Genomic DNA, 12,783 nt, shown 5'->3' on the forward strand with positions numbered 1-12,783 from the left:
GCTCCTTAATCGAGGATGTCGTCGAGAGCGCTCTTAATGCGATCGGTCACCGATTTTTTGCCGGAAGCGACATCGTCGCCCGACTCGGCGGCGAAAGCCTCGAGCAGCTCGCGCTGCTTGGCGGAAAGGTTCGTGGGGACGAGCACGCGCAGCTGAACGATCAAGCGTCCACGCGAGCCGCCACCGCCGATACGGGGCATACCGTAGTTGTTGACACTCACGGTGTCGCCGTACTGCGTACCGGCGGGGACGCGCACCTTGACGACCTCGTCGGGCAAAATGCCCTCAACCTTAATCTCGCAGCCGAGCGCAGCCTGCGCAATCGAGATATCGCTCACGAGGTACAGGTCGTCGCCGTTGCGTTTAAAACGCTCGTGATCGGCGACGCGCACGTTGACGATCAGGTCGCCCGAGGGCTCACCACGAAGGCCTGCCTCGCCAAAGCCGCTCACGCGCAGCTGGCGACCGGTCGAGACGCCGGCAGGGATATCGATGTCGATCTTTTCATGCGAAGGCGTGCGGCCCTGACCGTCGCAGGTCTCGCAGGGATGGTCGATGACCGTGCCTTCGCCATGGCAGTCGGGGCAGGGCGAAGAGGACTGAACCTGACCCAGGAACGAGCGCTGGACCGTCGTGACATAGCCCGTGCCGTGGCAACGGCTGCACTGCTTTTCGGCCGCACCCTCGGCCCTACCGGTGCCATTGCAATCATCACAGGGGGCAAGGCGGTCATAGCTGATCGTCTTTTTGCAACCGAGCGCCGCCTCCTCAAGGGTCACCGAAAGGGAGATGGCCATATCGCGGCCGCGACGACGCTCGCGGCGATTTCGGGCGCCACCGCCGGCACCGCCGCCAAAGAACGACGAAAAGAGGTCGTCCATGCCCATGCCGCCAAAGATATCGTTAATGTCGACATAGCCGGAGCCACCGGGGCCGTCGGGCGAACCGTAGCGATCGTAGTTTGCACGCTTCTGCTCGTCGGAAAGAACGGAATATGCCTCGTTGAGCTCTTTGAACTTGGCCTCGGCATCGGGGTCGTCCGAAACGTCCGGGTGTACGATACGGGCCTTCTTTAGAAACGCGCGCTTAATCGTCCGCGCGTCGGCATCCTTGTCGACGCCAAGTACCTCGTAGTAATCCCTATTTTCCGACACGACCGAATCCTTCCGACTTTCATTATTGTCACAGTGCGTCCTATACCCAAGCTGGGCCGACCGCAAACAAAGGGTTTGATGTTATTGCATTGCGTAGGGCGAAAGCATGGCACGTTGCGAGCAGCTCGCAAACCAAACCGACACGAGAGCAAACATAAATCCGTTGGCAAAACCGTTGGCAAACTGCATCGCGCCGCGCTTCCACCACAGCAGACTGCGGTGAAGCACGCCGTCCGAGAGCACCATGAACAAGCCCATGGCAAACGGAACAAAGCACATCATGGCAAAGGCCGAGAACACGCCCGAGATGGCCGACAGCACCAAAAAAGGCGCCACGATGCCCATCAGGTAAAAACCGGTACGAGCCTTGCCCTCCAGGCGTTCGGCCTCGACATGGGCGCGCCCGACCAAATCGCCGCCCGAGGCACCGTTAGTGCCGGCGTGACCCATGCCGTCAATATGGACCTCGTCGCCATCATGCGTGCCGGCGGGAAACTCAATCGTCTGCTCGGAGGTCACACGGGTCCGCCCGCTGCCACCGCAATCGGGGCAGGGGTCGGCGACGACCTTACCGGAACCGCCGCACTCGGGGCAGACCGACTGGAACGTGCCGGCACCAAACAGGAAGGACAGGTCGACGTCGATGTGGCCGCGACCGCCGCAGCTCGGACAGGTATGTGCATGCTCGGACGAGACAGAGCCCGAGCCTCCGCAATGACCACAGGTATCGAAGCGCGTATAGCGGACGGTCTTGCGGGCACCGCCCTTGGCCTCCTTGGCGTCGAGCTTAATATCGACGACCACGTTGGCGCCGTTCTCGGGATTATAGGCAGCCTGGCTGCGACGCTGCTGGCCCCAGGCGCCACCAAAGGGAAAGCCGCCCTCAAAGGGATTGCCATAGCCTGCGCTGCCGGCGTAGCCGCCGCCATAGGGCGAAGCAGAAGGAGCGCCGGCGAAGGGATTGCCCGAGCGCATGGCATCATAGCGCGCACGCTTCTGCTCGTCCGAAAGCACGGCATAGGCCTCGGAAACCTCTTTAAACTTTTCCTCGGCATCCGGCTCTTTGTTGACGTCCGGATGGAGCTTGCGGGCCTTTTGCTGAAAGGCCTTCTGTATATCACGCGAGGTGGCGTCCTTGGAGACACCCAAGATCTCGTAGTAATCTTTTTCGTTCATCGTCGCCATGCGCGGCAACCTCCTGCTCACAGCAGCGTATATATTGCGGTAATTCTACCCGAGCGGCCTAAGCTAGACCCCAAAACAGCTCGAACAGCATATTTCCATCGAGCCAGCCCAAGTGGGTGGGCGCTAAACGGGCGCGGGCGCGACCTGCTACAACATCTTTTGAGGTGATGCGTCCCGCATGCCCCTCGACATCATCGGGCACCCAGGTGGCAAGGCCCAACTCGAGCGCACGGTCGCAGGACGCCGCCAGCTCGTCTGCAGGAATCACGCTTGCCGAGCGAACCAACAGGTCGGGCCCAATGCCACGCGTCATGCGACAGGCGAGCATCAAATCCTCCGCCGCCGCCTCGCGCTGCGACAGATACTCGGCATCAAACGTCGTCGCGGCATCGTCGCGTTGCACCAGACGCACGCGATACGCATCGCCGCGAGCGGGCACGTCGGGATAAAGCCCGGCCAAGCGATCGAAATCATCGGCGTCGAGCATGCCCGCGGCAGAGCGACCCAGGCCCAGATAGCCCCGTCCGGTCCAGTAGGCAATGTTGTGGGCGCACTCATGTCCGTCGAGTGCATAGCTTGCCACCTCATACGGGTGATAGCCGGCCGCGCCCAGACGCTCGCGCGCCGCTTCCATGCACGCAGCCTGAAAATCCTCGTCGGGCTCGAGCGACTCGTCGTAACACGCCATGCGGTAGAGCGGCGTGCCTTCCTCGAGCGTGAGCGGGTACACCGACACATGTTGCGGCGCCGCTGCCAACACGCCATCGAGCGTGCGCTTCCAACTCGCTGCGGTCTGCCCGGGAAGGCCGCACATAAGGTCGCACGACACATCGAGCCCAGCGTCCTTAACCGTCGTGATGGCAGCGAGCGCCCGATCGGCATCGTGAATGCGGCCGATGGCAGTGAGTTCGGTGTTATCGAGCGTTTGCACACCCACAGAGACACGTGTGACACCAACCTTGGCAAGCGCAGCGGCAAGCTCGGCGGTCAGCGACTCAGGATTAGCCTCGCAGGTAAACTCAACGGGCTTGCACCACATGCAAATACGCCGGGCAAGCTCCACCAGACGCTCTCCCGCCAGCGACGGTGTGCCGCCGCCAACATAGACGGTGCGGACTTGCGCAAGCGCCCCGGTGTCTCCAAAGGCATCAAGGCGCGTATACAGCTGCTCAAAATAGGCATCGAGCGCAGCGCTCAGGTCGCACGGAGCAAAACTGCGTGAGTCAAAGTCGCAGTACCGACACTTTTGAGCGCAAAACGGCACATGCACGTACAGCGCGGTAACGGCCACCGTTAGGCCTCCAGCGGATGGGCGGGCACCGACTCGCCAGCGGCAAGTGCGGCCTCGCAGGCCACCACATCGCGCTCGATATCATCGACCAATGCCATGAACTCATCATATGTGGAGCAACGCACCACCTGGGCACGCCAGGCGGCGGCATGGGGCATGCCCTTTAGATACCAACTCGCGTACGTACGGGCACGCGACATGAGCGGCAGAAGCTCATGCGTCAGCGTGAGATGCTCGCGCAGGGCGTCCAGGCGCTCGACAGAGCTGCGCACCGGCACCGGTACGCCATTGAGCGCAAGGGCGCGAGCATCACCAAAGACCCAGGGATTACCGTAGATACCGCGTGCGATAAACACCGCGCTGGCACCCGAGTTGCGCAGATGCTCCGCGGCATCCTCGGCCGAGAACACGTCGCCCGAACCGATGACGGGAATCTCGACAGCATCGGCCACCTCATCGACGACCGACCAATCGGCCTGACCCGTATAGAGCTGCGTGGCACAGCGACCATGCACCGCCACAGCAGCGGCGCCCGCCCCCTCGAGCATCTGGGCAAACGTCGCGGCATTGCGATCTTCGGCGTAAAAGCCTTTGCGGATCTTAACGGTCACGGGCACGTGCGCCGCGCCCACCGCCGCCTCGACGATCTTCTCGGCCAGCTCGGGCGTGCGCATGAGCGCCGAGCCCTCGCCTTTGGTGACGACCTTGCGAGCCGGGCAGGCCATGTTGATATCGATCAGCGACAGGCGATCGCCCACACGCTCCTCGACGGCAGCGACGGCGCTCGCAAATTGATCGGGCTTGGAGCCAAAGAGCTGTACGCAGATCTGCTGCTCCTCGTCTGCCGGCAGCACCAGGCGCCACGTCTTATTGCTGGCATAGGCAAGGCCCGCCACGCTCACCATCTCGCTATAGGCAAGATTGGCGCCGCGGCGGCGGCACATGATGCGATAGGCGGGATCGGTCACGCCGGCCATGGGAGCCATAAGGAACGGCTGCTCGGCATAGGCACCCAGCAGCCGCGTACTGTATTCGGAAAGCGCCATGGAACTACTCGTCCACCTTGAGGATCGCCATAAAGGCCTCTTGCGGGACCTCGACCGAACCGATGGCCTTCATGCGCTTCTTGCCCTCTTTCTGCTTCTCGAGCAGCTTGCGCTTACGCGAGATATCGCCGCCATAGCACTTGGCCAAAACGTCCTTGCGGCGCGCCTTGACGGTCGAGCGGGCAATGATCTTGTTGCCGATGGCACCCTGAATGGGCACCTCGAACAGCTGGCGCGGAATAATTTCCTTAAGCTTGTCGCACAACCCGCGGGCCAGCCCATAGGCCTTGTCCTTGTGCACGATAAACGAAAGCGCGTCCACCTCGTCGCCCGAAAGCAGGATATCGAGCTTGACGAGCTCGGAGGGACGATACTCGTTGAACTCATAATCGAGCGACGCATAGCCCTTGGTGCGGCTCTTGAGCTGGTCAAAGAAGTCCAGGATGAGTTCGGCGAGCGGCATGTCGAAGCGCATCTCGACCGATTTGCTCGTGAGGTGGATCATGTCGGTCGTAATGCCGCGGTGCTCGATAGCGAGCTGCATGACGGCTCCCGTATACTCGGGCGGGCAGATAATCTTGGCCTTGAGGTAGGGCTCCTCAATGCGCTCGATGCGCGTAGCCTCGGGCAGATCCTGCGGGCTGCGGACATCAATCATCTCGCCGTCGGTCTTGTAGACGTGGTAGTCCACCGAAGGGCTCGTGGCGATGAGGTCCAGGTTGAACTCGCGCTCCAGGCGCTCCTTGACGACCTCCATATGCAGCAGGCCCAAGAAGCCAACGCGGAAGCCAAAGCCGAGCGCCACCGAGGTCTCGGGCTCCCACACCAACGACGGGTCGTTGACATGCAGCTTATCGAGAGCGTCGCGCAGGTTCTCATAATCCTTGTTGTCGATCGGGAACAAGCCCGTGTAGACCATGGGCTTGGCCTCACGGTAACCGGGAAGCGGCTCAGGGCAGGGATTCGACGCCCACGTGAGGGTATCGCCCACGCGAACGGCCTCAGGGTTCTTCAGGCCCGTGACCACATAGCCCACCTCACCGACCGTCAGCGCGTCGACCGGAGTCTCGGCGGGACGCTTGACGCCCACGCCATCGACCAAAAAGTCGCCCTCGGCCTGCATCATGCGCAGGGTATCGCCCTTCTTGATGGAGCCGTCAAAGACGCGGACCGTGGCGACGACGCCGCGGTACTCGTCAAAATACGAATCCAGGATGAGCGCCTTGAGCGGCGCCGTCGCATCGCCCTTGGGCGGTGAGATCAAAAAGACGATGGACTCCAGCAGATCATGGATGCCCTCGCCGGTCTTGCCCGATACGCATACGGCATCGTCGGCAGGAATCGCAAGGTCATCCTCGATCTCGGTCTTAACCTCGTCGGGCTGTGCCGACGGCAGGTCGATCTTGTTGATAGCGGGCACGATATCCAGGTTGGCGTTCATGGCGAGCGTCGCGTTGGAGACGGTCTGCGCCTCGACGCCCTGCGTGGCGTCGACGACGAGCACCGCACCCTCGCAAGCGGCAAGCGAACGCGAGACCTCGTAGGTGAAGTCCACGTGGCCCGGAGTATCGATCAGGTTGAACTGATACGTCTCGCCATCGTCGGCGTCATAGGAAACGCGAACGGCATTGGACTTGATCGTGATGCCGCGCTCGCGCTCGATATCCATGGTGTCGAGCAGCTGCGATTCCATGTCGCGCTCGTCGACGGTATGGGTGAGCTCGAGGATGCGATCACTGATCGTGGACTTGCCATGGTCGATGTGCGCAACGATCGAGAAGTTGCGGATGTGGGAAATGTCAATTGAAGTATTCATGCGGACTATCTTACCCGAGCGGTACAAAAAATGGAGCCTGTTCCATAAAACAGGCTCCATTTATGCGCGTAATCTGTGTGGTGTGAAATTTACAACTTAGGCGTTGATGCTGTTCACGAGCTTGGCAAGACCGGACTTGCGGTTGGAAGCCTGGTTCTTGTGGATAACATGCTTGGCGGCAGCCATGTCGAGACGCTTGGTGACGGTCTTGAGGGCAGCCTGGGCCTTCTCGGCGTCGCCCTCGGCGACGGCGGACTGGACGTGCTTGGTCAGCGTCTTGAGCTCGGACTTGACAGCCTTGTTACGCATGCGAGCTGCCTCATTGGTGCGGATACGCTTCTTCTGAGACTTGATGTTTGCCACTTCTGGAGTTCCTTTCGAGTTCCTTGCAAAAAATGTATGACACCTCTGAGACACGGTGAGGTCATGCAAGCGCCTACTATAGCACGCTCCCCCTCAAAGGGATAGAACGAATTTGTCAAATAGACAGGTATCATCACGATTTTCTCAAGATGTTCGTAATCCAGAGCAAAAGCGCGTTCTGAGAATCGGCCGAACCCTTAAGAGCGAGCTCAACATCGACCGCGCCCTCGAGCGCCGCGACGAGCTCCGCCATCGAAAAGCGGCGTGCCCAGGTCAGGTGATTCTTAACCTGCCAGGGTTGAAGCTTGAGCGTCGCGGCAAGCTCGCGACCCTGCCCACGCGCATCGAGCGCCTTGGCGACGATAAGCTCGCGAATGCGTCCGCACAGCAGCGTGTAGGTCCACACATAGCTCTTGGCGGGTAGCAGCCCAAAGAGCTCAAGCGAGCGGCGCATATCACGAGCCGAGACCGCGTTGAGAAAATCCCAGGGCTGAACTTCGGCCGTGCGCACGATCCAGCGTTCCACATCGGCAAGCTCAATTTGCGGCGCATCGACCATCTGGGCAAGCTTGGCCAAGTCGTTATCGAGCATGCGAGTGTTTTCACCCGAACGCGAGACGAGTTCCTCGGCGGCCGCCGTCGAGATCGACTTGCCGTGCTGCGTCGCCATCTGCTGCACGCGGCGCGGTAGCTCCCAGCGCTTGGTGCCGGAGCAATCGATCACGGCCTTCTTGTCGATCTTGGCGATCGCCTTATACAGGCGCGTGTTCTTGGCAAGCGAGTCGGCGATGATGAGACAGACCGTTGTGGGGCTTGGACTCGCTAAATACTCGACAAGCGGCTCCGAGACCGCCTTGGCAAGCTTTGAGCAGCCGTCAAGGATTACCAAGCGAAACTCGCTGCCCATGGGAAAAGTGTTGAGCGATCCGATAATGGACTCGATATCGGGGTCCTTGGTCATGTCGCGCTCGTCGAGGTTGAACTCGACCATACCCGACTTTTCCAGACGTGCTTTCATACGCGAGACGGCGTGGTCGCGCTTGACTCCGTCGGTACCGACGATCAGATATGCCGGCAGCAGACCGGTTTCAGACATCGCGCTCCCCTCCCGCAGGCTCTCCTGTTCGTACCGTGCCATTCTATCCCACGGGTTGGTCCCGCGCCAACGGCAGCATCACGGTCGCTGACATCGCATGGCAAAACCGGCCGCAGTCGGCGAGACGGTAATGTCACCTCTCTCGATAGTGCATGCGAACGCGCCGCCCGCATCGCCAACGGCATCGATGCAGGCATCGGATGGATGGCCGTAGCGGTTGCCCTCGCCCGCGCTCGCAATAGAGAGCTCGGGCTTAAGGGTTTCCAGCAGGTCTGTATCGACAGAATCTTTTGAGCCGTGATGCCCCAGCTTGAGCACATCGATATCACCCACCTCCTGTACAAACTCGCGCTCCTGATCGAGCTCGGCATCACCAGTGAGGAGCATACGCAGGCTCTTGCCTTCCTGAGCATAGGAGAGCAGCAAGACAAGCGAGTCCTCATTGCCCTCACCGTCAACCGTATCAAACGGCCACATCACACGAGCCCGAAATGCGCCGATATCGACTGTGTCTCCGCGAGCCACCTGCCGATACGTGACGCCTGGGCGATTCAGAACCTCAGCAGGCGCGCTGCCCAGCGCATCCGCCGCAACCGCAATGCTTCCCACCGAAAACCGATCGAGTACGTCGGGAAGACCGCCCCAATGGTCTTCATCCCAATGCGTCACGAAGACGGCGTCGATATGGTGGACGTTATTGCGAACCAACGCCGACACCACGCGCGCGTCGAGCCCACAGTCGACGAGCGCCACGGCGCCACCCTGACGAACCAGAATCGCATCGGCCTGGCCAACATCAAGGACTGTCACCGAAGGCGGCGCACATCGATCCCAATAGACATACGGAACGCCCGCTGCAAGCATCAAACACAGCAGCCCCACTGCCATGGGCCGCGCGCTGGGGCGTGGCCACAAGACCAAGAGGACCACCAGCGAAAAAGGCACCACGTATACCAAGGGCGTATCGGGCGGCACGCTTACGGATGCGCCCGGAACGGCAGCAAAGAGTTGCTCAAAGAACAGGGCACAGCGAGCGATAGCCATGGGCACCACAAGCGCCCCGTGACGCAAGAGCGGCACAAGCGAGCAAGGCACCAGCACAACCGAAGATGCGAGCAGCACGCTTATCACCGGACCGATCACGGCATTTGCAAGCGGGGCAATGAGCGAAAACATCCCAAATGCGGGAATGGCTACGGGAAGTGTCGCGAGCTGCGAGCACAGCGTGACGGACAAAATACTGGCAACCCCCGATGGCACGCCCAGCTCGCCCAAGGCGTAGGTAGCGTAGGGGCAAAAACAAAGGATGGCAAAAACACTGGCGCACGATAGCTGAAAACCCATCTCGAACAATACTGTCGGCCGCAGCAACATAAAGATTGTCATGGTCAAAAATAGAGCCGAAAGGCCATGCCGACGACGTCCGGCGCCGTTGACGACAAGCGTCACCGCCACCATACAGCACGCGCGCACGGCCGAGGGCGAAGCGCCCGTAAAGACGGCATAAGCAGCGAGGGCCAGCACCAACAGCCCTCTCTGCAGCCCACGAGAGAGGCGAGTCTTTTGCAGGGCGCTCTCAATCACAAACCCAACGATGGCAAGATGGCTGCCCGAGACGGCGATAAGATGTGCGGTGCCCGTTACCGAAAACAAATCGCCCGCCGGCTGAGCACGCAGCTCGGAGGAGCGTCCGCAGACAACGCCGGCAATGAGCGAGCGCGCCGGATCGGTCTCGGGCGCGATAGTGGCAAGGAGCTCGTTTCGCAGCCAGGGCAACGGCCCCGGAAAGCCTTCGTCAACCGATACCAACCGGATGACCTTAACTTTTCGAAGCTCGCCCCGAAGCACGCGTGTGCGCCCATACGCATCATTCTCAAAACGCGAAATTCGACCGACAGCATGCACATGCGAACCGGCACCGAGCTCACGATCACACGACAGCCGTATCTCGCCCAAGCGCTTTCCACCCGCATATGAATCACAGGTATAGGAGTACGTCCCGTCATTGATGGATGGGTCACCCTGTACAACAAACTCGAGACTGCTCGCAGCTCGATTATCCAGTGCCGTCGAAGCACGCAGCGCCCCTATCGCCCAACCCGCGGACACGACCGCTCCCGCCAGGAGGCCGAGGGACGCGGCATACAGCCATCGCCTCCACCTCACAAGACGCATACAAAACCGAGCCAATACGATGCACGCGACAGCCGCAACGGGAATGGCCATAAGCAATGTGACGGGCGCTGCCCGCTCTCCCAGCAGCAAATCGGCTGCCACGTTAAGCACCAGGCCGCAGCTCGCACACAAGCCAGAACAAAGGGCCATCGTCCACGGCATCAGGGGCCGCGGCGGCATCACATGCTCGCACTCGGACACACTCATACGCAGATGCAATCTTTAATTTTGGCGAGCTTTTTCACACCGATCCCCGATACGCGCATGAGGTCATCGACCGAGGCAAAGGCCCCGTTTTGAGTCCGCTCATCGATAATCGACTGGGCCGTAGAAGGCCCGATGCCCGAAAGCGTCTGCAGTTCCGCCGCACTTGCCGTATTGATATTCACAAGCCCCGACGAAGACCCCGCACCAGCAGTCATGGCAGCACCGCTATCGACCCCGCCGACCGCCGCAGACGCTTGTTGCTCCCCCACCATCGGAACATAGATCTTTTGACCATCTGTGATCTTGGACGCACGATTAAGCCCTGTCACATCCGCCTCAGCCGTGAGCCCTCCGGCGGCATCGATCGCTTGGGACACCCGCGCTCCGTCTTTGAGCCGGTACACGCCAGGCCTCGCAACGGCGCCATCGACATCGACGTACACCTCAGCAGCAGAAGAACTCTTGGCAGACGACTCATCGGCATCATCAGGTAACCCATCCCCGGCCCCGCGCACATCCGAGGCGCCCGCCTCATCACCACGCTCAAACGACACGCCGCTGGAGCGGCTACCAAAACTTGCCATCGCCAAGCCGCTCGCGGCGGCAATGACAATCAGAATCGCCACGACCATCGCCTTATGGCCGAGCAGCTTTTCTGCCCAGCGGTCCATCCGTTTAACCCGTTCGTGTTGCTCGCGTTGCGCCATAGCAAACACCTCCCAACACCATCGTGTCAGGAAACGAGCGCCGTAGCCTCCGCACGCCCACACCGGTTATCGAAGTCAAACCAAAAGCTGACCAAAACCTTGCAGGATAGTGTTCATTTATTCAGATACACGTCGACAAATGAACCATTTATCGCCTAATGCCCAGATAGATTGAGACCGACGATGCAAATGCACCGCCGGTCTATACACAACATTATTCGTGATCTTGGTAAATCTCACGTGGAGCAAGCTGAGGATGTTTACGTTTTAAGGTCTTAGGGGCCTTGTACGTGTTGCTCTCGAAGTCGATGTACTCGGTCTGTTTGAGCAAGCGCTCAATCATCTCCTCGTGATCGAACAGCTCCCACGCCTCATGCACGGCATCGAGTTTTGCGTGCGTCTCGGGGCGGCGCGGCATAAAGAGCGTGCAGCAATCGGGAGCAGCCTCGGTCGAGATATCGAAGGTACCGATTTCCTCGGCACGCGCGATGATCTCCTGCTTGTCCGAACCGATCAGCGGGCGGAACACGGGGATCTTGACGGCCTCGTTGACGGCCATAATGTTCTCGAGCGTCTGGGAGGCAACCTGACCGAGCGATTCACCGGTCACGATAGCCTTGGCGCCCTCGATATGCGCAATGCGCTCGGCAACCGAATACATAATGCGGCGGTACATGATCACGCGCAGGTTGCTGGGGCAGGTGACGGAAATCTCACGCTGGCAATCGCCAAACGGCACCACGTACAGGCGGCCGATCTGGACGCCCGGCGCAAGCGCACGGATAATGTCCTGCACCAAATACTCGCTCGTATCGGGTGTCTGCGGACGACCGGAGAAATGTACCGGCACGCACACCGCGCCGCGACGCGCGAGCATCCAGGTCGCCACCGGAGAATCGATGCCCGACGACAGAAGCGTCACAACCTTGCCGGCGGAACCCACCGGCAGACCGCCCACGCCGCGCTCGGAGCGCGCATACACGTAAACGCTACCCTGGACCACCAGTACGTGCACCATCGCGTCGGGGTCGTGCATCTGGACCTTTTTATCCGGGAAGGCCTCGCACAGTACCTCGCCAACCTGACGATTGATATCAATCGAGGTGAGCTCGTAGTCGGTGTTAGAGCGTTTGGCATGCACCTTAAACGAATCGAAAGGACCAAACTCGCGCAGCGCCTTCACGGCGGCGGCGCAGTACTCCTGCGGGTCGCGGTTGGTGTGATATGCCAGGGACACGCGGGCAACGCCGGGGACGGTGCGAATGACACGCGCCGCCTCGTCGGCCTGATGCTCGTTAAAGGTCACGAGGATATAACCGGAAATTCGAGACACGGCATTCACGGAAAAGGCGGCCAAGGCCGCCTTGATGTTATCCATGAGGATATGCTCAAAATGTGCGCGGTTCTTGCCCTTCAGTCCAACCTCGTGATAGTGGACCAGGCAGACGCGAGCTGCCATTTAGGCTTCAGCAACCTTGTGGCCGAGCGCCTTCTTGTAACGAGCCTCGTCGTAGGAGATATCGCCGTCGACAATCTCGTCCATAGCCATCGAGATGGTATCGGCGCCGGAGAGGGCAATGGTAATGTCATCGACATCCTGAACGGCAAGCACGCGGTTGTGCTGGCCGCGCAGCATGCTGTTAATGTCGCAGGCGCGCTTGGAGGCAAGCGAGGCGAGCAGGAAGCGGTTGTGATCGGTCTTCTCCAGAAGATCGTCAATACAAGGCTTTACAACGGACACGG

11 protein-coding genes are annotated in these 12,783 nt (G+C 60.5%); all 11 read right to left on the reverse strand.

The features are described from left to right. Positions 1-5 precede the first annotated feature (5 nt). Positions 6-1,154, reverse strand: a complete 1,149-nt coding sequence (gene dnaJ, locus ACTQV3_RS02330) for a molecular chaperone DnaJ (RefSeq protein ID WP_441535792.1) — start codon at positions 1,152-1,154, stop codon at positions 6-8. Between the two features lie 81 nt (positions 1,155-1,235). Beyond that, a complete protein-coding gene (locus ACTQV3_RS02335) occupies positions 1,236-2,339 on the reverse strand; it encodes a DnaJ domain-containing protein (protein ID WP_427717509.1) in 1,104 nt (367 codons plus the stop codon). 58 nt (positions 2,340-2,397) lie between these two features. Continuing rightward, on the reverse strand, positions 2,398-3,630 hold the full coding sequence (gene hemW, locus ACTQV3_RS02340; RefSeq protein ID WP_441067744.1) for a radical SAM family heme chaperone HemW: 1,233 nt from the start codon (positions 3,628-3,630) through the stop codon (positions 2,398-2,400). 2 nt (positions 3,631-3,632) lie between these two features. Further along, positions 3,633-4,676, reverse strand: a complete 1,044-nt coding sequence (gene dusB / locus ACTQV3_RS02345; RefSeq protein WP_441067746.1) for a tRNA dihydrouridine synthase DusB — start codon at positions 4,674-4,676, stop codon at positions 3,633-3,635. A 4-nt stretch (positions 4,677-4,680) separates the two neighbouring features. Beyond that, entirely contained in the window at positions 4,681-6,492 is a 1,812-nt protein-coding gene (gene lepA, locus ACTQV3_RS02350) for a translation elongation factor 4 (RefSeq protein ID WP_441067748.1), read from the reverse strand. 96 nt (positions 6,493-6,588) lie between these two features. After that, positions 6,589-6,855, reverse strand: a complete 267-nt coding sequence (gene rpsT, locus ACTQV3_RS02355) for a 30S ribosomal protein S20 (RefSeq protein ID WP_022094714.1) — start codon at positions 6,853-6,855, stop codon at positions 6,589-6,591. A gap of 133 nt (positions 6,856-6,988) precedes the next feature. Then, on the reverse strand, positions 6,989-7,951 hold the full coding sequence (gene holA / locus ACTQV3_RS02360) for a DNA polymerase III subunit delta (protein WP_427747932.1): 963 nt from the start codon (positions 7,949-7,951) through the stop codon (positions 6,989-6,991). Between the two features lie 78 nt (positions 7,952-8,029). Then, positions 8,030-10,060, reverse strand: a complete 2,031-nt coding sequence (locus tag ACTQV3_RS02365; protein ID WP_441549813.1) for a DNA internalization-related competence protein ComEC/Rec2 — start codon at positions 10,058-10,060, stop codon at positions 8,030-8,032. Positions 10,061-10,329: 269 nt separating this feature from the next. After that, positions 10,330-11,040 (reverse strand): helix-hairpin-helix domain-containing protein, encoded by a 711-nt coding sequence (locus ACTQV3_RS02370; protein WP_441067752.1) that lies wholly within the window; start codon positions 11,038-11,040, stop codon positions 10,330-10,332. A gap of 214 nt (positions 11,041-11,254) precedes the next feature. Continuing rightward, on the reverse strand, positions 11,255-12,499 hold the full coding sequence (thiI, locus tag ACTQV3_RS02375) for a tRNA uracil 4-sulfurtransferase ThiI (protein ID WP_427794782.1): 1,245 nt from the start codon (positions 12,497-12,499) through the stop codon (positions 11,255-11,257). After that, a complete protein-coding gene (locus ACTQV3_RS02380; RefSeq protein WP_441067754.1) occupies positions 12,500-12,781 on the reverse strand; it encodes a DNA-directed RNA polymerase subunit omega in 282 nt (93 codons plus the stop codon). Between the last annotated feature and the right edge of the window lie 2 nt (positions 12,782-12,783).

The sequence above is a fragment of the Collinsella sp. LCP19S3_A7 genome (assembly GCF_052121995.1).
Lineage (GTDB): Bacteria > Actinomycetota > Coriobacteriia > Coriobacteriales > Coriobacteriaceae > Collinsella.

Excerpts from the sequence above, each read along its gene's own strand:
- ACTQV3_RS02335 (WP_427717509.1), bottom strand. The coding sequence starts at position 2,339 with ATGGCGACGATGAACGAAAAAGATTACTACGAGATCTTGGGTGTCTCC.
- dusB (WP_441067746.1), bottom strand. The coding sequence starts at position 4,676 with ATGGCGCTTTCCGAATACAGTACGCGGCTGCTGGGTGCCTATGCCGAG.
- lepA (WP_441067748.1), bottom strand. The coding sequence starts at position 6,492 with ATGAATACTTCAATTGACATTTCCCACATCCGCAACTTCTCGATCGTT.
- holA (WP_427747932.1), bottom strand. The coding sequence starts at position 7,951 with ATGTCTGAAACCGGTCTGCTGCCGGCATATCTGATCGTCGGTACCGAC.
- ACTQV3_RS02370 (WP_441067752.1), bottom strand. The coding sequence starts at position 11,040 with ATGGCGCAACGCGAGCAACACGAACGGGTTAAACGGATGGACCGCTGG.
- thiI (WP_427794782.1), bottom strand. The coding sequence starts at position 12,499 with ATGGCAGCTCGCGTCTGCCTGGTCCACTATCACGAGGTTGGACTGAAG.